General features: G+C 53.2%; 15 protein-coding genes and 2 pseudogenes. 11 read left to right on the top strand and 6 right to left on the bottom strand.

Features of this window, described 5'->3' with window-relative positions; translation table 11 throughout:
* Positions 1-185: 185 nt before the first annotated feature.
* Entirely contained in the window at positions 186-887 is a 702-nt protein-coding gene (locus ACMXYI_RS10630) for a glutathione S-transferase family protein (RefSeq protein ID WP_076030804.1), read from the top strand.
* A gap of 249 nt (positions 888-1136) precedes the next feature.
* On the top strand, positions 1137-1700 hold the full coding sequence (locus ACMXYI_RS10625; RefSeq protein ID WP_218429190.1) for a TetR/AcrR family transcriptional regulator: 564 nt from the start codon (positions 1137-1139) through the stop codon (positions 1698-1700).
* Between the two features lie 312 nt (positions 1701-2012).
* Here ACMXYI_RS10625 and ACMXYI_RS10620 read toward each other — a convergent pair whose 3' ends face one another.
* Complete coding sequence (locus ACMXYI_RS10620; protein WP_415773185.1) at positions 2013-3011, bottom strand: hypothetical protein; 999 nt, start codon at positions 3009-3011, stop codon at positions 2013-2015.
* A 277-nt stretch (positions 3012-3288) separates the two neighbouring features.
* On the opposite strand from ACMXYI_RS10620, the gene ACMXYI_RS10615 reads away from it, so the two are divergent.
* Both ACMXYI_RS10615 and ACMXYI_RS10610 read left to right on the top strand, forming a co-directional pair.
* Complete coding sequence (locus ACMXYI_RS10615; protein WP_415773184.1) at positions 3289-4551, top strand: AAA family ATPase; 1263 nt, start codon at positions 3289-3291, stop codon at positions 4549-4551.
* Positions 4544-5416 (top strand): DUF4435 domain-containing protein, encoded by an 873-nt coding sequence (locus ACMXYI_RS10610; protein ID WP_415773183.1) that lies wholly within the window; start codon positions 4544-4546, stop codon positions 5414-5416. The genes ACMXYI_RS10615 and ACMXYI_RS10610 overlap by 8 nt, the downstream gene beginning before the upstream one ends.
* 633 nt (positions 5417-6049) lie before the next feature.
* On the opposite strand, the pseudogene ACMXYI_RS10605 reads toward ACMXYI_RS10610, so the two are convergent.
* Together ACMXYI_RS10605 and ACMXYI_RS10600 are read right to left on the bottom strand one after the other, a co-directional pair.
* Positions 6050-7080: pseudogene (locus ACMXYI_RS10605) on the bottom strand (IS110 family transposase).
* A 268-nt stretch (positions 7081-7348) separates the two neighbouring features.
* Positions 7349-10627 (bottom strand): metallophosphoesterase, encoded by a 3279-nt coding sequence (locus ACMXYI_RS10600; protein WP_415773182.1) that lies wholly within the window; start codon positions 10625-10627, stop codon positions 7349-7351.
* A 519-nt stretch (positions 10628-11146) separates the two neighbouring features.
* On the opposite strand from ACMXYI_RS10600, the gene ACMXYI_RS10595 reads away from it, so the two are divergent.
* Entirely contained in the window at positions 11147-11875 is a 729-nt protein-coding gene (locus ACMXYI_RS10595) for a DUF2252 family protein (protein ID WP_415773883.1), read from the top strand.
* Between the two features lie 94 nt (positions 11876-11969).
* Here the strand turns inward: ACMXYI_RS10595 and ACMXYI_RS10590 are convergent, their stop codons facing one another.
* On the bottom strand, positions 11970-12560 hold the full coding sequence (locus ACMXYI_RS10590) for a GNAT family N-acetyltransferase (RefSeq protein ID WP_415773181.1): 591 nt from the start codon (positions 12558-12560) through the stop codon (positions 11970-11972).
* 193 nt (positions 12561-12753) lie between these two features.
* Here ACMXYI_RS10590 and ACMXYI_RS10585 point away from each other — a divergent pair, with 193 nt between their 5' ends.
* The 4 genes from ACMXYI_RS10585 (at position 12754) to rimJ (ending at position 16336) form a co-directional block, all read left to right on the top strand.
* A complete protein-coding gene (locus tag ACMXYI_RS10585; RefSeq protein ID WP_415773180.1) occupies positions 12754-13071 on the top strand; it encodes a hypothetical protein in 318 nt (105 codons plus the stop codon).
* Between the two features lie 112 nt (positions 13072-13183).
* Positions 13184-14644, top strand: a complete 1461-nt coding sequence (locus ACMXYI_RS10580; protein WP_415773179.1) for an RAD55 family ATPase — start codon at positions 13184-13186, stop codon at positions 14642-14644.
* A 42-nt stretch (positions 14645-14686) separates the two neighbouring features.
* Positions 14687-15676, top strand: coding sequence for a sensor histidine kinase (locus tag ACMXYI_RS10575; protein WP_415773178.1), 990 nt, complete (start codon positions 14687-14689; stop codon positions 15674-15676).
* 57 nt (positions 15677-15733) lie between these two features.
* A complete protein-coding gene (rimJ, locus tag ACMXYI_RS10570) occupies positions 15734-16336 on the top strand; it encodes a ribosomal protein S5-alanine N-acetyltransferase (RefSeq protein ID WP_415773177.1) in 603 nt (200 codons plus the stop codon).
* Here rimJ and ACMXYI_RS10565 read toward each other — a convergent pair.
* The gene (locus tag ACMXYI_RS10565; protein ID WP_415773176.1) at positions 16249-17085 is read right to left on the bottom strand and encodes a phosphatase PAP2 family protein; all 837 of its coding nucleotides are present in this window, start codon (positions 17083-17085) and stop codon (positions 16249-16251) included. The two genes, rimJ and ACMXYI_RS10565, sit on opposite strands and share 88 nt — an antisense overlap.
* Positions 17086-17111: 26 nt before the next feature.
* Positions 17112-17783 (bottom strand): histidine phosphatase family protein, encoded by a 672-nt coding sequence (locus ACMXYI_RS10560; RefSeq protein WP_415773175.1) that lies wholly within the window; start codon positions 17781-17783, stop codon positions 17112-17114.
* A gap of 234 nt (positions 17784-18017) precedes the next feature.
* On the opposite strand from ACMXYI_RS10560, the pseudogene ACMXYI_RS10555 reads away from it, so the two are divergent.
* A pseudogene (locus tag ACMXYI_RS10555) lies at positions 18018-19106 on the top strand (methyl-accepting chemotaxis protein); the annotation flags it as partial.
* Positions 19101-19964 (top strand): methyl-accepting chemotaxis protein, encoded by an 864-nt coding sequence (locus ACMXYI_RS10550; RefSeq protein WP_411741511.1) that lies wholly within the window; start codon positions 19101-19103, stop codon positions 19962-19964. The pseudogene ACMXYI_RS10555 and the gene ACMXYI_RS10550, both read left to right, overlap by 6 nt.
* Positions 19965-20146: the final 182 nt, after the last annotated feature.

Raw genomic sequence — 20146 nt, 5'->3', positions numbered from 1 at the left:
GTTGCGCGCCCTTTCCCGCTGAAGCGAGCGATTCACCTCAATCGAACCAATGCAGCCAGAACCCCCCCATAAAAAAATTTACCTAACGATCGTTAGATAGGTGTTGACGCGCATCGAATCGTCCGCTAAGATTTGTCTACCTAACGTTAGTTAGGTAGCTCAACCACCAACCTGTAGGATCGACCATGACTACTAAACTTCAGCTTTTCACTTCGCCTTCGGCCTTTCCGAACCCACAGCGTCTGCGTCTGTTCATGCACGAAAAAGGCATCGCTGACCAATTTGCCGAGACCATCTATGACATGTCCCCTGTAGGCGAACAGCGTGGCTGGCGTCATTTGAATATGAACCCGTGGGGCGAAACTCCCACCCTCCAACTGGCTGACGGTAGCTACATTTCCGAAACGGCTGCCATCGTTCGTTATCTTGACCAAGAGTATCCTGGTCGCAAGATCATGGGAGAGACCGCACTGGAACAGGGTCTGGATAACATGTGGGATAACCGGGTGTGGGTGCACATCCTGTACCGCATCGTTACAGCGTTCCACGTGTTGCACACCGGACTCGGCTTCAAGCTAGAACTGACCAAGAATGAGGCTTGGGGCGAACACTGCCGGAAGGAAGCTTTGGCTCACGCTGCACTGGTCAATCGTCATCTGTCAGACGGCCGCGAATGGCTGCTCGGCGGAGATGCCCCGACCTTCTCGGACATTACCCTGGCAACCGCGATCGCCTTCTCGAAATTCCCGGTCAATGCCACTCCACTGGACGAGCGTTTTGAGTTCCTAGATGCGTACTGGCAGCGCTGGACAAAACGTCCAAGCTTCCAGGCTGCCTACGCTGATCACAACAGCGGCATTCCTGAGCTGGATTCGCCAGCCCAGTAACAGCTTCTCAATGGAAACTCCGGTACGCCGAGATCGCCACACCCCTAGCTTTCTCGGTGACCGTAGTGATCTCGCTAGTGTCGGCTGGCGGTGCCGCTTGCTAAACCATGATGGAACGGCTTCTGCCTGAGCACCCAAGTCGCATTGAACTCACTGCTCTCACTGACAATCTACCTGTCACACGGTAGGCCTTTGCTGTAAATTAGCTTTCCCTATTTAAGAGATCGTCCCAAGACGAAAGGCACCAAGATGAGCGTCAACTCCAAGGAAGCCATCCTGTTGGCGGCCAAGAAAATTGCCCAATCGCAGGGCTACAATGGTTTGAATTTCCGCGACCTTGCGCAAGATGTAGGTATCAAAGCGGCGAGCATTTACTACCATTTTCCAAGCAAAGCCGATCTGGGTATTGCCGTTGCCAAACGCTATTGGGAGGACGGTGCGCTCGCGCTCGAAATGATCGAATCAGAAAGTGCGTCTCCGATTGACGCTCTGCGTCGCTTTCCTGAAATTTTCCGCCGATCACTTGAGGCCGACAATCGTCTCTGCCTGGGCAGTTTCATGGGCGCTGAAACCGATACTTTACCCATTGAAATGACGCAAGAAATTCAGACCTTTGCTGATGTCAACATTGCATGGTTAAGCAAGCTTCTATTGGCTGCGAAGTTGTGCGAATCAAGTGAGAGTGAATCTAGAGCACGTGCAATTTTCGCAGCTATTGTCGGTGCCCAGCTCTTTGCTAGAAGTCGCTCGGATATCTCGCTTTTCGATGCCCTGGTCGATTCATACCGCGCGTTCGGACCTCTGCCGACTTAGCAACTGACTGCGACTCGGTTCGGCGAACGGGCGGCTTCGGCGCATGCGCGTCCAATGCGAAGCGGCGTAGCTGTTGCGAAATTGCACTCCACCTGACCACCTGATTACATCGGTACTGACCGCTCGATTGAACTGCACTTGACCAGGCGTTTGCATTCGATCTGCCAAGCACGCTTAGTAACCATGATCGACTGAGAGCTGCTCGTTGCTGTCGGTAGCGACAGGCAGAAATCGGCCAAAAGGAGCCAGTCGAGTGAAACGAGAACACCCGTATCGATTCACTATGATCGTGATGCGCACAACAAACCAATCTTAGAATGGAATATCCAAATCAAATGGATCAAGCACTACAGATTGATTGCTAAGAGGGGGCAACGCTAGGCTCGTGACAGTGTAGAGATTAAGGAGGTCGTCCCGGTCCATAAACATGATCTGAGAACGTTTCGCCGCGTCTAATTTGTTGCCAATCCAGTTCCTTGCTTGCTTGGTGATCTCGCCTCCGGCCACTATAAACGCGTGATCGACAAGCACGCGCCTATTTAGCTCAGAATCGAAGATCTCATGGCCGAGCATCATGTGTACTTGGTTGTATATCTCAGCAATATTCGCCGAACCCGCCTTGCCGACGCCTGACGAGTCGAGCTTGCCTTTCTTTACCTGAATACCGAAGTAAATAACGTGAAGAGTAGGCAGGGTGTATTTCATCCAAATGTCTTTGCCATACTCCAGTGCTTTGTCTTTGTGGCCGGTTGCGGTAACTCGGTGGAATCCTAATTGGCGAAACAATGGGAGCAACACGTCTTCGATTAACTCGTCTTCAGAGCAACTATTGAGGTACGTTGTAAGCTGTTCTTTACGCGCCAGCTCTGCGGCAGTCAGAGGGCGATGAGGATTCGCGATCTGCGCGATCGTGTTCGTTGCTAGGTGACGCAGATGACCCGTTTTTGCCTCATCATAAAAGGCCTCCCATCCTTCTCGTGCGAGGACAGTATTAAGCACTGAAAGCGCTTTTGTGCGCGTTGGATCGCCTGGTTGAGCATCGCCTTTTTCTAGCAAAGTTCGGATGATCCTTATGAAGGCATCCGGAGGAATCGTCGCGCTCGCCTGCGGATGATTCAACACCTCGACAAGTCTGTCCGCCACCCATAACCATCGAGTCGAACCGTCATGCACGAAATCCAAATCGCAGTCTTCGAAAAACTCCGTTAAATAGCTGCTTGATCTATAACGAAAATAGCTGACGCCATCCTGCGCAGGATCACCGCAAACCAAGTGCGCTAATTCCCTGAGGCTCCGGCTTTTCCATTTCATGAGGTGGGCTCAAAAGGGGTTATAAGGTTAGGTTAGCGGGGTTCCCCTGTAGCTGCTACAGGGGGCAACCAGAATTTCACCTCAGTGCAACGTCGCAGCCCCCCCTTGAGTACCCGGAGAATCTTACTTTTATTTAGCTAAAGAGATGCTTGGCTTGTGCGCGCCAACGTGATTTGATTAGATGCGTGGTCGATAAAACCGACAAATAAGATTAAAGTCACCCAGCATCAAAAATACTCCATAGCATAATGTAAACAATAAATATTGAGGATGTAAAATGGAAGTGCGTCTCTTAGAGTTCAAGGTAAATGGGCTGTACGGACTGTACAACCATAAAGTATTATTTGATCAGCCGGAAAATATTTCTATATTGCACGGCCCGAACGGCGTCGGAAAAACTGCGTTCCTTAAATGCATTAGATATCTTTTTGCCAAAGATTTTGAGGGGTTGTTGGATATACCGTTTGAATCTATTAGCTTGATGTTGAGTTCAGGTGACGTTTTCAATATTCATCGGGTACTCAAGGAAGGTGAAAACGATATTGAAGCTCGGAAGCTGGAAATTGCATTAGTGCGAGGTTCTGAAACATACAAGCGAGTGTACGTACCGAGAGACCACGCGAACATGCTGCCGTGGTCACGTGCCAGCCGGATTTCACGGCAACTGAGCTTTGATGATGCTGAGCCTGATGCCAAAACTACAATTCGTCGCCATGCGATGATGAAAATCGACTCGGCGTTGGACAGTGTAATGGTTCGCTTTGTAGAAACGAATCGTCTATTCAGACCTTCTCGAGAACGAAGCCCCTCTGATAAGGATATTGTAATATTAACTGTTCAAGAGTGCGCCAAAGACTTGGTGTCTCATATTGCTTCGGCTGTTAGGAGTTATGGTGCGAGGTCGCAGAAACTGGATCAATCTTTTCCGCGTCGTTTTCTTTCGGAAACCACGGTGCAACTTGGTGTTGATGAGCTTAAGTCAAGACTTGCCGGCCTTGAGAAAAAGCTAAATGGCTTGCGTGATATAAATCTTTTAGATGCCGATGCGCTCTATCCATTTGATTTAGGTAGCTTAGACTCGGTCGAGCAAAGTAAAATTGACATTCTTAGTCTCTATGTAAGAGACAGCGAAAAGAAACTGGCGGGATTTGATTCTATCGCTGCTCGCGTCACTATGCTGTTGGAAAGCCTAAAGAAAAAACTCCGAAATAAAAAAGTTTTACTTAGCAGAGAACGCGGTTTGTATGTGCAATTAGATTCTGGTGATGAGATCCCCCTTGAGGCTTTGTCATCGGGAGAACAGCACGAACTGGTGTTGATGTATGAGTTGCTATTCAAAGTGCCAGCCGGTGCATTAGTGTTGATTGACGAGCCAGAGCTTTCCTTGCATGTAAGCTGGCAAAAGGCGTTTTTACCAGAATTGATTTCCATAGCGGCCGAGGTAGGATTCGCTGCAGTTATAGCAACCCACTCACCATTCATAGTCGGTGATCGTCACGACCTAATGGTTGCGCTTGACGCTGAGGTGGATGATGAGTGACTGGGACAAGAGTGTAGGAGTAGTTGTTAGCGAAATTAAAATGATGGAGGCAAGCGCTAAGAATTACTATTGGCTGTTAGAGGGGCCCTCAGATATAAAATTCCTATCTCCTCGTAAGCCCGAAGGTATTGAGTTAATTTTGAGCGGAGGTAAGCGCAATGTAATTGGCGCAGTGACGGCGCTTGCTTCAGATCGGGTGATAAAAAGAATTTTAGGGATTGTAGACGCGGATATTGATTGGTTGCTGACCGAGCATAATCGGCACCCCAATATTATTACGACCGATCCGAGGGACCTGGAGGGCCTTCTCTTGCGTTCTAGCGCTTATGTAAAGGTGCTGGCTGAATTCTCGGATGAAAAGAAGGTTCGTCAGTTTGAAGCCCTCCAGTCGTGCGATGTGCGGTCCTACGTAAGAGATGTTGCCTCTTTCTTCGGAAGGATAAGGGCGGTTAATGATCTGGTCGGTAAGGTGTCACTTAAGAAGTTTAAACCACAAAGCTTTATGATTAGTGGGAAGTGGAAGTACGATCAAGATGCAGCGATCATTGCGGCTGTAAAAAAAGGCGTATGCCCTACAACTGAAGAGCTAGTGGAGCGCATTAATCAGTTACCATCCGTTGACTGTTGGAACTATGTGCGAGGCCATGATGCAGTCAATATTCTTACCGGTGGTTTGCTCACAGAAATTGGTCGAGGCTCATCTTTAGATGCCTCTCGTGTGGAAAGTGTTCTTCGTGCGGGAATTGATGATGCTGAATATCATCAGACGCAACTATATCAGCGTCTTTCCGCGTGGCAGACTTCTCGAATCTCAGGAAAAGAGAAATCAAACACCGTCGAAGCACAATCTGAAATCAATCTTTGATTGATATAGTACAATATCAGATGAGGAGGGGCGTATCGTTGTTTGATTTTCATGTAAAGTATGCATGAGCCGATACCTTCTAGGGCTTAGGATGACTCCGTCATTCTCATTGGCTAATAGCGATACCATTGACTATTGAAATTTGAACAGGTTGGGCCATTCAGTTTTGATGGCCCAGCCAGCGGTAGCAATTTATTTGTGACGAATGAAATCTATACTCGCCGTACCTTGGCCTATTACCTAACCTTTAGCTCGAAATATGGAATAAGGTAACTTAGCTCCAAGCCTCCACTTGCTGGCAAACTTTCCACTAAATCAATGTCTTTATGCAATGACTTTTTCGGCTGTTGATTTGTTGAGTGTCCGTATATGGACTCCTCCTCGTTGCAAGCTTCCTTCGCTTTGGCGCCCGTGCCGACTGCACACGTATATTCGGCCTCTAGATACAGCATCGTTTCGATGCAGGGCCATGATGGGCTATTCGCGCGCCGGCTCCCAATCGCTTCTACGTGCTTCGCGCACCTGGACACTTGAGGGGTTTGCCGACGCCGGTTCGACCGGTTTGCCATCGTTCGGGTTGCTTCGCAATCGCGGTAGACAGTTTTTTACTCGTTGGCGTAATAGGTTCGTGGATCAGGCCGCGGCCTTGTCCGGTTGGTAATCAGTGTCGTTGCGCAGCATCGCCCAAGCCATGCGTGCAGTTTTGTTGGCCAGCGCGATAGCGGCCACATTGGGATGTGATCGCTCGGCTAAACGGACGGCCCACTGGCTGAGCCGGTCATCTTTGGATTTGGCCGTGCGTAGTGCCGAGCGAGCACCATGGATCATCAGCGTTCGCAGATACGCATCACCACGCTTGCTGATGCCGAGCAGTCGATCCTTACCCCCAGAACTGTGTTGCCTCGGTGTCAGTCCCAGCGAGGCGGCAAACTGTCGGCCATTGGCAAACTGACGGGCATCACCGAGAGCGACGTCGAGTGCTGTGGCGATCATTGGGCCGACGCCACGCAGCTGTTGAGACGGACGGCGGACGGCTCGCTTGTCGCGATCGCAGTGATCTCGCCGTCGAGTTTACGTACGCGTTCATCCAGCGCACGAAGGTCGCCCCACAAACCATCCAGCAGACAACGAAAGCGAGCCGTCAAACCGTTATCCGCATCTTCTAGCCAGCACGGTATCGCACGACGCAGCATCAGTAATTCTTTCGGTGCAACGAGGCCGTACTCGGCGACCAGCCCGCGGATCTGATTGGCTTTGGCCGTCCGCTGTTCGATTAAACCGGCCCGAATGCGATGCGTCGCCTGGATATCCTGTTGTTCGATTGTCTTGATGGCGACGAAGCGCATGCTGGGACGGCTCATCGCTTCACAGATCGCCTCGGCATCGTTTGCGTCGTTCTTGTTGCTTTTGACATAGGGTTTAACGAACTGGGGGGCTATCAGCTTGACTCGAAATCCGCGAGCTTCGAGTTGCCGCGCCCAATGATGGGCCCCACCGCAACTCTCCATGCCGATCTCACAACCAGGTTCGACCTTTTCCAGCACCGTTTGAAGCCAGCGATCACGTGGTAGCCGCTGCCGCCAGACCGGCTTCTCATGGCAATCCACACCGTGGATCTGAAACACGTTCTTGGCCAGGTAGACCCCAATGCGCATAAGCTTCATGTGTGGACTCCTTCTCACTGTTGACTGTGGTTCGCACCTTCAGTCTGGCACTCAAGATGCCGAGGTGAGGAGGAGTCCGTCCCATTGCTTCTGGCCGATTGCAGTCCTTCGCGACAGGCAGAAATCGGCCAGAAGCAGTCGCTCGCGAGAGACCGCTCGTGACTAATATCAAACACGCATGGCGTCTATACAACTGGTGGCGATTCAGAGCTCCACAGAGTTATATAGGCGACTGAGCGAGCAACGGCTTCACTGGTCGCAGCAATTCTTACTTAAGTAGTAATTGTTTTCCTGAGCGTGAAAGAAAGTATGCTGTGTCAGCGTTAGATTGCAAGATATCGACTTTTAATAGTTTCCTTTCCATAGTTATCAGTCTCGAAGCGTACGACTTTTCCTTTTCTTCTTTATTGTCAAGGCGCCAGTTAAATGAACTATGCTTAAATAGAGTTAGGAGGTTAGGGATGTCGCGAATACTTTCAAACTCATCCCAAAGCAAAGCGTGAGCGGAGTCGAATAGACTAGCCAAACGTTGTCCAAACAAATATTGGTAAGCCTTGATAAGATTGCCAAGCACCTCTGGAGGCAACGCAACTTCTCGATTAGAGTAGAGCCTTGCGAGCTGAATTGCAGCGCGCGCAGAGTTATAATAATCTTGTTCCTTGTCAGCAGTGTCGCGCACTTCAATCAACGAAAGCTCAAGCTCCACAGAGTCAGGTGACGAATTAGCTAGGCTTAGGACGATATTGTTTGCCACAACGTTTGCTCCTCGCTTGCGAGCATCACGCTGAATTTTAGCTAATTTGAAGTGCGAGTTTTCTTCAGCTTCGATTTCGAGTATTAAAGTATGTGCCTGCAGAGCATGATTTGAGTGTCTGTCAGTTCTGATGATTTCTTTCGCCATCAAAATTGCTTCTTCGGGGCGCGTTTGTTGCAAACAAAAAGCGTGATTCAAAAGCACGGATATTTTTTCAGTGTTTGACCAACTGAGGAGTTGTAGTCGCTCATAAATCTCGACTGCTTCTTGGCCGTCCCCCGTCATTCTCATTGCGTTTGCCAATGTAAGCTCAAAAAATCCTTTTTCATGCGGTGAAGTTGCTATGGGTAAAAGCCCCAGAATATCTTTGCACACTGTGACCATGTCGCGAAAATGTTTGTGAGAAAAGCCATGAACACAATAGGCTTTACATATAGTAATGGCTTGTTTTATCCCATGCTCTTTTTCGGCTGCCACTGCGAATGCTAATAAGCGAAGTGCCAAAACACTCGCGTTCATCAATACTGATCTGTCGTCGGATTTAGGATCATCTCCAAAGGTACGAAGTTTAGCGGCTCCTGATCTCCAGTTGTCTCCAAAATACAGAGAAACCGCACGCCCTGTCAGGTCCTCTATTTCTGAACTGGGAACAAGGCTAATGACATGATCCCTTACTTGTCGTGGCGTGTACAAAATCTTAAATTTTTCTTTAGTTTCTCCAGCGCTTGTCATAAAGGTTGAAGCCACCCGCACTCCGATTAGATTTAGCTCTAATAATTCCTCAGCATGTTCAGAACGCAGTGTGGTTCGGGAAGCCAAGTATTTAATTCTCTGCAGTGCTTCACCGCTAGGAAGCGCAGAGAGAATTTTCAACAGTACCCAAGTTCGTTTTGAATGGTCGTTCTTCGAAAGTCGTAAACGGTCAACGGCTTGGACCAATGAAAGAGGAATGGACTCCTTGGATAGACCGGTATTCTTAGCGTCGCTTATCATCTCACTGGCAAGGTCTGATAAACTGACTACCCTCAACTGTTTTATACTACGATCAATCTTCCCAGGTACACCCTCAGTGCGCCGATATATCTCACTTACAGCAGACTTCGTTTTTAGCTCTGGCCCAACCTCAGTATGGGCAATTAAATATGCACGTGTGTCCGCCTCATCCAATGGTACTAGGTGAATGTATGGAGATCCGATTAATTTGGGGATGGTTCGACTGATAATGAAAACAAAAACGTCTATGCAGAAATCGGTTACCAGCTCCGCTAGCTTCATAGCATCGTTTTCAGTGCCAGGAACACCTGTATGTACTGGGGCCTCATCTAGAATCAAAATGGATGTGCCGTTCGCCCCAAGCATCTTGCAATATTCGGTGAATGAGCATCTAGTGCGAGTGGAAAACTCTGAAAAGAACGTATCTCTAGAATCGTAACTCCCCAAATCAATCTTGAATACAGGAGCGCTTACTAGCTCCAGTCGGCCAAGTACTGATGATAAAAAACCATCAGTTCCCAACCCCCAGTCGGAGACTATCCAGCATATTCTCTTTGATTTCAGTGTGAAGCAGCATGCTTGCTGCTCAAGCCCACGGATTGCTACATGGGGAGGTTGGATAATTACTCTATAAGCCGTGCTATCCAGGACTTGCCTAATAGGTAGGATTCTATCAGCTGCTGGGGAGGCAAGATCGGGTACTAATGTCGGAATAGGGGTGACGGTCTTAGAAGCAATAGACTTATCACGCACAGTTAGCCTTTCCACTAGAAATTCCTCACCTCGTACTAGAGGTAAGTCGTGGTCTGGGATAAACTTTCGAGAACCATCTTTGCCGACATGTGATTTTCTTGGCCACAGCTTCCATGACGCGCCCTCATCATCGATTTGAATCTGGCCAATTGAGTAACCGTGAGCGCGCAAAGTTTGATCTGATTCAATTAAATACTCTAAGCCGAACAGCGATGCTGCTTGAACAGATTTGCGGCCCGCTCCACCTCGTGAAACAGTTACATCGTCAATGTCATGTAGATGGCCAAACAAATGTGCTGTAAATCGATTCGGATGATATATATGCTCTTCAAAGTGCGCTTGGTCTTTTAGCCAAGAAGTTGGATGGTGTGTAACGAGAAAATTTACATCATGTTGTAGGCACCATTCGCTTGGAGCATCTTCAGTGACCGCAAGAATTTGATGTACACTTAAGTCTAACTGCCCTTCGTAGTCGCCAGCTGTCAGCTGCAAGAATGCACTGTTTAGACCTATCAAACCAACTTTTATATCGTCAAGTTGAAGAGTGATAGATGAATCACCTGGTAATATGCCCTCAGTGGCGGATCCTAACCGGATCGTAGGATGACCCTTTAGACTTTCAATCCATACCATATAATTAGAAAATGTTGCGCATACATGCGGATAATAATCTTTATCCTTAGACCAGAAGAGCTCCCTTGTCTTTGGTTTCCCCCACCAGTCTTTCAGTACCTCACCCACAGGGTTTTCACCAGGTCTCGCCAAGTCGTGATTTCCGGGTATGGGGAATAAGATTGGATCACTGCCTGCTTGCTTTAGCACCGTCCAAATTTCTTCCAGAACCTTCGTTAGAACTTCGTATTCTTCTTGTGAGCCCTTCTGTGTTAGATCTCCCGAAAAAATTACAGCATCAACAGTGCCGGATTCCTTAAGCAGTGCTGCCAAATCTTGTAAAAAAATACTCTTAACGTTTGGCCATAACCAAGATTGACCTTTTTGGCCTACATGAAGATCGCTAAGGTGTAACCAAGTAAAGGTTCTGCTCATTATACAATATCCTTTGATTTGAGCTTTGAGAACAATATAACAGCACTACTGAGTCAGCTTTTAGTTTCTTGTTGATCTTTTATTGCTAAACGTCTTTCGATGTGTTTTAAATCTTTACGCTCACAAAGACTCGACCTTTGGTCCTTCCCTTTTACTATGTGAGTTGCGGTTTAATTTCTCGTCGCGCTTGTCTAATATTTTTAGGGTTTCATCCTTTCCTGAGACTGCGTCTAGTAATAGTAATTCAGTGGCGGGCCTCTCGCATTACTAAAAGATGTATTGCCCGTGGCTTTGTAGTCACAGGAGCAGCTGGTTTGGCCCAGAGACTGTCGCTCATGAATGGCCGCATCTGGCCGATTTCTGCCTGTCGCAACCGGCAGCTATGGGTAGTTCACTGTCAATCATGGTTACGAAACGTGCTAGTCAGATCGAATGCAAACGGGTGGTCAACTGGAGTGCAGTATTCCAGTTGGTATTCCAACTAAAAATCAAATTAGATATTAATGTTATAAATCAACAATTTACAAAACGGATTCAAATTACCCCGGCCCACCAAATACGAAGCAAAACAAAACCCGCCAAGTGCGGGTTTTGTTGCATCTGAGGTTTGGTCAAGACCGCATCAAGTCGCTGGTCGAATTGCGTTACAGCCGCATGCTGGACTCGCCCTTCACCTTCTATCGCGGCAACGCACTGCTGCAAGCCCACGACTTGGCCGCAACATCCAGCATGGGTCTGGTATCGCCCATCTGCGGCGACAGTCACCTGATGAACTTCGGCGGTTTTGCAACGCCGGAACGCAATCTGCTGTTCAGCGTCAACGATTTCGACGAAGCCTATCCCGACCCTTGGGAGTGGGACTTGAAACGGCGGGTGGCAAGTTTTGTGGTGGCGGCGCGCGACCTGCGCCATGGCGACACGGTCGAAGAAACGGTCTGCCGCCAGGTGGTCGGCGCCTACCAACAGACCATGCTCGAATGCGCCGAACAAAGCGCCATGGAAACCTGGTACGAGTCCATCAGTTACCGCGATCTGCGGCAGCAGGCGAGCAAGGCGACACTGGAGCATGTAGAGCGCGCCATCGGCTACATCGGTAAAAGCGATGCGCTGGCCGACGCGTTGTTCAAATATGCGCAAAGCTACACCGCGCAGAATGAGCGCGACTTCGAACAATTCCAGCAAGCCTGCCGCAAGGGCCGTTTGCGGGCGCGCTCGGAAGCGGACTTTGCGGCGGATCACTTGCCTTAGGCATGTCTCAGGGCGTGAAGCGGCGGGCACTCATCGACATGAATTTTTCTTCACCCCACGACCTTTCACCAACGGGTACATTGCGCTCGCTCATTCAAGAAACTACGGTTTGCCCGCCCTCCCGCGGGCTTTTTTTTGCTTGCTGTTTTGTTTCCTGCGGGCGCTTCAAACGATACAAATACGTGTCCTGAACGCCATGGCGGTCCGAATGCCGAGATTGCCGGGGCATTCTGATCAGCTCAAACCCGGACGCTTTGGCCAGGTGCTGACTCGCCCCATTGGCCGACGATGTGGTCAGGTAAAACGTACAACCTGGCAGGCTTTTGACTAATAGCTCAAGTGCCCGTCGCATGTAACCTTTCCCCGAGTACTCGGTATTGGCCCAGTAACCCACGACAAAGCGATTACGCCGACGGGGTTTCAAACCAATGCAGCCTATGACCGCCTGCTCGTCATCGGTCACGATTAACAGACGCCGCTCGCCTGTTTCGCTGTTGAATTCATCGGCCGCCCGCAGCAAAAACGCGCGTGCTTTTTCCTCGGACGTGTGGGGCCTGGCCCACGGCAGAAACTCGCAGTGGGCGACATAACTGGTATTCAGGGCTTCCTGAAGCGGTTTACACAGGCGGGGGTCGGGCGCCCTCAAGCTCATTGAGTGCAATTGCAGGGGTAACGAAAGCTCCATGCATCATCCTTAAAGTAAAATTCCATGTTCGCCAAAAAAGGCGATGTTTCCTTGTTTGTGCAGCAAACTGGGGGCTTTTATAGAGCCATGCGCTTGTAAGAGCCAGGCCCTGCCGCAATCCCCTGACGCAAATCGCTCCCAATACCCCCATAGGGTGTACCATCAAGCTCTGTCCATCAGATATCAGTTAGCCATGTCCACGCTAAGCGAAGAGAGCCGCCAGATCGTAGCTTCTCTGGCGCACCGTGTTGGCCCTAACGCTGACATTGCAAGGATCGCCCAGGCGATCATTTCAACCTTGCAGGATATGGACGCAGCCCTCACGCCCATCATTGGCCATCAAGGGGTTGCCGCGCTTTATCGCCGCAGCCTCCATCTGTGCGCCTCTACTCATCCGCGTCTGGCCGGCACCTGTGACAGAGCGCCCCCCGGCATGGATCTGACTGCCCTCAAGTCCGTACTCGTTGAGCAAAGCGAAGCCGATGCGCTGTTTTCGGTGAAGTGTTGCTGACCACGTTTTACGAGCTGCTGACCACGCTGATCGGGCCCTCGCTCACCGCACGTTTGCTTCGTGGCATGTGGGAACCTTCTTTGAGCGACACCCCTTCGCAGGAAAATTCGCCATGAGCACCAAAGTGACTATCAACCGTCTGGCCACCGGCGTGCCAGGCCTGGACGAGGTGCTGGGCGGAGGATTGCCGGAGTTTTCGTTCAACCTGATCGCAGGCCCCCCCGGCTGTGGCAAAACCACCCTGGCGCATCAGATGATGTTCGCCCTGGCGACGCCCGAGCGCCCGGCGCTGTTCTTTACCGTACTGGGCGAGCCGCCGCTGAAGATGCTGCGTTATCAGCAGCAATTCGACTTTTTCGACAGCGAAGCGATCAACCAGTCGATTCGCTACATCAACCTGGCTGACGATACCCTGGCCGGGAATCTGGACGAAGTGCTGCGGCGCATCGTCAGCGAGGTGGAGACTCATTCGCCGGCGCTGGTGTTTGTCGACTCGTTCCGTTCGGTGGTGTTGGCCAGCCAGACCCAGGACAACCCGAACAACAACCTGCCGCAGTTCGTTCAGCAACTGGGCATGTTGATGACCACCTGGCAGGCGACGACCTTCCTGATCGGCGAATACTTCACCGAAACCGACACCAACCCGATTTTCACCGTGGCCGATGGCCTGATCTGGCTGCGCCAGAGCGTTCAGCGCAATTCCATGGTGCGCAAGATGGAAATCATGAAGATGCGCGGCCAGCCGACGCTGCCAGGGCTGCACACCTTCCGTATCGCGACGTCGGGGATAAAGGTCTTTGCGCCTGCGCCACTCAATTCGGTTGAAGCGCCGCTGGAGTTCCCGATCAAGCGCCTGAAAATGGGCGTGCCACAGCTCGACGAGATGCTTGGCGGCGGCCTGCCGCGTGGTTATTCCTTGCTGGTGGCCGGGCCATCGGGCTCGGGCAAAAGCATTCTGGCGTCCACCTTTCTGGCCGAAGGCGCGAGAAATGGTGAAACCGGCGTGATCGCGGTGTTTGAACAACGGCCTAATCACTCCCAGAACGCCACCCTTGCGAGCCTGATTCAGAACGGACAGGTCGGTCTGGTGGACAGCCGCGCCCCGGACCTGTCCATCGATGAGATCGTGCAATTGCTGCTCAGCGAAATCAGCCGACTGAAAGCCACCCGTGTGGTGATCGATTCGTTGTCGGGCTTCGAACTGGCGCTCGCGCCGACCTTCCGCGAAGACTTCCGCGAGTCGCTGTCGCGCATGGTCACTGCGTTGACGAGCGCCGGGGTCAGCGTGTTGATGACCTCAGAGCTGGAAGACCGCTACACCGACCTGCGTTTCAGCCCTTACGGCACGGCATTTCTTACCGACGCAATCATCGTTCAGCGCTACATTGAAGTGCAGAGCCGTTTGCTGCGCATCATGGCCGTGGTCAAGGTGCGGGCCAGCGCCCATTCCGATGAGTTGCGCCAGTACCACATCGACGATAAAGGCCTGCACATCGGCGAGATGTTGCCAGACCAGGAAGGCTTACTCGGCGGCCGGCCTACCCGGCAGCGTTTGGGCAAGGACGACGGATGAGCAAAAACCATGAGTGAGGCCAATGGCAAGAACGAGCAAGCGATGGCCACTGCCGCTCGCGAACTGTTCCTGCTCGGCCAGAAAACTGTTGAGGCACGGGCGGTGCTGGCAGCGCTGCAAAAAGAATTGAATGAGGCCAACACCCGGCTGATCGATAGCCAGCAGGTCGACCAACTGATCGAGGCCAATCAGCAATTGGTGCTGGCGATTTTGCTGGCGCAGTCAGATGCAGAAACACCAAAACGCACGCAGGAAGAACAACGCCTGTTCCTGGAGATGCGTGAAGCCAACGCGCAATTGGTGATCGCGGCCCTGAGCGCGCAAGACCTGCAAGCCTCGGCCGAACACACCCTGGAACAACAACGCAACATCCTCACCCTGGTGGCCCACGAACTGCGCAATCCGCTGACGCCCATCAGCATGATTGCCGGCCGACTGGTGCGTGTGCCCAGTGAGGAACTGCCGCGCATGCAGGCGCTGATCGAAGGCCAGGTGCAGCACATGTCGCGGCTGGTGGACGATTTGCTCGACGTGTCCCGCGCCAGTACCGGCAAGTTGCGCCTCGATTGCCGCATCGTGGACATGGTGCAGATCATCCATCAGGCCATCGAAGTGTGCAGCCCGGTGATGTCGGATCATCATTTACACTTCACCGCCGAGTTGCCCACGTGCGCGCTGGCGGTGAACGGCGACCCGGTGCGCCTCACGCAGATTCTCGGCAATCTGCTGGGCAACGCGGCCAAATACACGCCATCGGGCGGCAATGTCACGCTATCGGTGACCGCTGAAGCCGACGTGCTGCAGATGAGCATTTGCGATGACGGCATCGGTATTTCCGTCAAAGCGCTGCCCTTTATCTTCGATCCCTTTGTCCAGGACGTTCACGCGGTCGGTTTCAATGGCGCGGGCCTCGGCATTGGCCTGACGGTGGTGCGCGAGCTGGTCGAAGCCCATGGCGGCACCGTGATCGGCATGAGTGACGGTGACAGCAAAGGCAGCACCTTCATCGTGACGTTACCGCTGGCGGTTTGAGTTTTTCCGCAGGCCACGTAATGCTTGCGCGACGATCCCCGCGAACCGGAGCGCCCTATGCCGCTGTTGTCCCTGCCCTGTAAACGCTTGACGCTGGCGGTGCTCGACCCTGAACACGCGGCGCTGGAAAGCGACTTCTACCGGCGCAACCTGAGGCATCTCGCCCGGTGGTCGCCGATTCGCCCCGTCGATTACCACAGCCCTGAACGCATCCGCCCGCGCCTTGAGGTGCAAGCCAGCGCTTTCCAGGCCGGTCTGGCGGTGCATTTCGCGCTACTGGATCCGGACAACGGCCAGATGATCGGCGCCTGCAACTTCAGCGGCATCACTCGCGGGGCGTTTCAGGCCTGCTATCTCGGTTACCACATCGACGAATCTCATCAAGGCCGGGGCTTGATGCAGGAAGCCCTGGAAGCGGGAATCGGCTACATGTTCGATGAGCAGAAGCTGCACCGGATCATGGCCAATTACATCCCTGGCAATGAACGCAGTGCGCGGCTGCTGGAGCGCCTGGGATTTGAACGCGAGGGCTATGCCAAGGCCTACCTGAGTATCGCCGGGCGCTGGCAGGATCATGTGTTGACGGCGTTGATCAATGATCGCTTTGAAACACCGGAAGAGCGCTGGTCCAGCGGTTGCTCCAGCCGCGCTCGCCCATAGAACGCCAGCGCTGTCAGCAAACACGCCAGCCATACGAAGATCCCGGCCCAGAAGGTGTGGGACATGTAGTGCCAGCCCTGCAGAACCCGCGTCGTGCCGTAGACGAAACCGAGCAGCAGCGAGCCGTACATCACCGCTTTGGAGTAGCGCCAGCGGTAACGACGCGCCACGAAGTACAACGCCAGCATGGTGAAACCGCCCGAAGCATGTCCGCCCGGCCAGCAGCGACCTTCCCCAGCGACTTTCAGCAGATCAAAATTCTCATACCACTCCTTGTGTTCGATTTTCCCCCCGTACTGGGTCGTTTCGATCGGGCAGTACACGCTGGTGTGGCCCTTGAGGTAGTGGATCACACCGGTGCTGATGGAGAATGCGAACACCACGTAGAGGAAGTCCCGGCGGTGCTTGCTGGCGAACCGAAGCACCGGCGCGACTTTGATTTTTTCCAGGAATGCGATGATTTTCGAATGCTTTTCGGCCTTCAGACGCGGCCAGAGAAACGACAGCAAGGCGCCGACGATCGCTAACTCTCCGGTCCAGTTCGGGATGATCCGCGCCCATTTATGGGTGATCTTTTCGAACAGGTGGACATGATCCAGCGGAAACGTCTGCGTGACCGGGTCATAAAAAAGATCATTGAATGCGATGTCGATTTTGGTCAGGTCGAACATCAGGAAAACCACGACCGCACAGGCCAGCGGAATGCCAAAGTTCACCCAGTAAAAGCGGTAGCGGGAAGAAGTCAGCATCGTGCGTCCTGATCCAGAAAGTGAATTCATTGGGCGGTCACCGAGCGCCAGTCCGAGGCTTCGATGAAACCGAGCATGCGTGGTGCCTGAGGCGTTTCGGTCGAGATAAACAAAGAAGCGCCGTAGCCTAGCGTAGAGGCCGGCAACTTGAGGTCTTTCTCCAGTTGCGACATGCATTCGCTGTGGGTCACCAGAATCAGGTTTCGCCCGGCAACCTTGTGCGCTAGAGCGTCACGCAGCATCGTGCCCTTGCAATTGATCAACCATTCTTCACCGACCCCGACCTTGTTGAACATGTAGCCAGCGGTCTGCGCTGTACGAATCATGGGGCTGTTGTAGATGTCAGCCTTGTTCAGCCCCAGTTGTTCGAACTGCGCACCGACACCCACCGCGACGCTGCGAGAGCGATCGGTAATGCCATCGTTACCGTTCAGACAGGCGGCGCTGGAGTGATCGCAGCGTTCGACGTGACGCACCAGCACGATCACGTTGCCTTTGGCCCAATCGGCCGCCAACGCCCGGGCGCCGGCCACATTGCCGTGGGCCAGGTCCGGTACAGCGGCCGGCTGCAACAGCCAGACCGTCAGCGGAATCACCAACAGCGTCGAGGCGAGCACGACGGTCGCATTGCGATAGCGGGCAAAACGGCTCAGATCAATCGAGCGTTTTATCCCGAACAGACTCAGTCTTAATTCCACATCAAACCGCCTCGCCGGCACGCATCACTTTCACTCGGTGCGGCGAGAGTAAAGAGGCTGGCGTCGGCAGTCGGTGAAACGTATGTGAAAAAAAGCTTAAGACCTGCACAAAAGCCTTGTTACACATCGGTCCTACAAAAACCATTCAGCTCTCGCAATTGCTGCCGATACAGTCCTGCTACACACCTTGCTGGCGACCAAAAACAACAATCTTCCAGCCAACCGACGATCAAGATGCACAACGTTCCTGGAGGACTTTTGATGAATAGCTGGTTCGGCAATATCAGCGTGAACATGAAGCTGGGCCTGGGGTTCGGCCTGGTCCTGGCGCTGACCTGCGTCCTCGCCCTGACCGGCTGGACGAGCCTGGGCGGATTGATTGACCGCAGCAACTGGATGAGCGACATCACACAGCTTAATGCCGGCCTGACCAAGCTGCGTGTGGTTCGCCTGCAATACATGCTGACCAACGGCGACGAAACCGCCGCACAGAACGTCCAGACCACGCTCGAGGCGTTCTCCGCTCAGCAACAAGCGCTGCTGGTGAAATTCAAGAGCCCGGAAAACCTCAAGCTGCTCAAAGAGCAAGGCGCCGTCATCGACGCCTACAAGACGTCCCTGAACAAAATGCGCAGCGCCTACCGCACCGGTAACAGCGCGCGCGACACCATGGGCGCCAATGCCGAAACTGCGAACACGCTGATCAACGCCATCAACACCAACGTGCAGCAAATGCCTCTGAGCGACCAACGCTTCGAACAATTCCAGGCCATCACGGCGGCCAAGGAAGCCTTCTTGCTGGCTCGCTACGAAGTGCGCGGCTACACCGCGACCACCAACGCCGAGACCGAGCAAAAAGCCGTCGGCCAACTGGACGTGGCGATCGCCAGCCTGAAACCCCTCAATGTGCATTTCGCCGACACTCAGCAAGACGCCTTGCGTCAGCTGGAAACAGCACTGACCAACTACCGCAGCGCCTTGCAGGCTTATAAAGCGGCCAACACCGATGCGGTGCAGGCGCGCAAGGAAATGACCGACCAGGGCGCCGCCATCGTGACCCTGAGCGACCAGCTGTATCAGATCCAGCTCGACCGCCGCGACGCCGAAAGCGCTCAGGCTCGCACCCTGCAGCTGATCAGCACCTTGCTGGCGTTGCTGGTGGGCATCATTGCTGCCGTGATCATCACCCGTCAGATTACCGGCCCTCTGCGTGACACCTTGGCCGTGGTTGAACGCATCGCCAGCGGCGACCTGTCCCAGGACGTCAAAGTGACTCGCCGCGACGAACTCGGCGTGTTGCAACAAGGTATCGCTCGCATGGGCGTGACCCTGCGTGACTTGATCAGCGGCATCCGCGACGGCGTCACCCAGATCGCCAGCGCTGCCGAAGAACTGTCGGCCGTGACCGAGCAAACCAGCGCCGGCGTGAACAGCCAAAAGATCGAAACCGATCAAGTGGCCACCGCCATGCACGAGATGACTGCCACCGTGCAGGAAGTCGCGCGCAACGCCGAAGAAGCCTCCCAGGCTGCGGCCGCTGCTGATGGCGAAGCCCGCGAAGGCGACAAGGTGGTGAACGAAGCCATCGCCCAGATCGAACGCCTGGCCACCGAAGTGGCGCGTTCCACCGAAGCCATGAGCGTGCTGCAACAGGAAAGCGACAAGATCGGCAGCGTCATGGACGTGATCAAGGCGGTAGCCGAACAGACCAACCTGCTGGCGCTCAACGCCGCCATCGAAGCGGCCCGTGCCGGTGAAGCCGGTCGTGGTTTTGCCGTGGTTGCCGACGAAGTCCGTGGCCTGGCTCAGCGCACGCAGAAATCCACCGAAGAAATCGAAGGCCTGGTGGCCGGTCTGCAGAACGGCACGCAACAAGTGTCGGCGGTGATGAACAACAGCCGCGCCCTGACCGACAGCAGCGTCGCGCTGACCCGCAAGGCTGGCGTGTCACTGGAAAACATCACCCGCACGGTGTCCAACATCCAGTCGATGAACCAGCAGATCGCTGCCGCCGCCGAGCAGCAAAGCGCCGTGGCCGAAGAGATCAGCCGCAGCATCATCAACGTGCGCGACGTGTCCGAACAGACCGCCGCCGCCAGCGATGAAACCGCTGCGTCCAGTGTTGAACTGGCGCGGTTGGGGAATCAGTTGCAGATGATGGTGAGTCACTTCCGGGTCTGACATTCACTTTGCGGTGAATGAAAGAACCATTCGCGAGCAAGTCGGATCGCCGCACCGCCGCTCCCACACTTGATCGATGCCGACCACTTAACCGTGGTACGACACAAATCCAGTGTGGGAGCGGCGGTGCGGCGATCCGACTTGCTCGCGAAGGCTATCGAACAAACAACTGATATTTTCGA

Source organism: Pseudomonas lyxosi, assembly GCF_047758685.1.
Lineage (GTDB): Bacteria > Pseudomonadota > Gammaproteobacteria > Pseudomonadales > Pseudomonadaceae > Aquipseudomonas > Aquipseudomonas lyxosi.
This window is presented reverse-complemented; position numbering and strand designations above follow the sequence as displayed.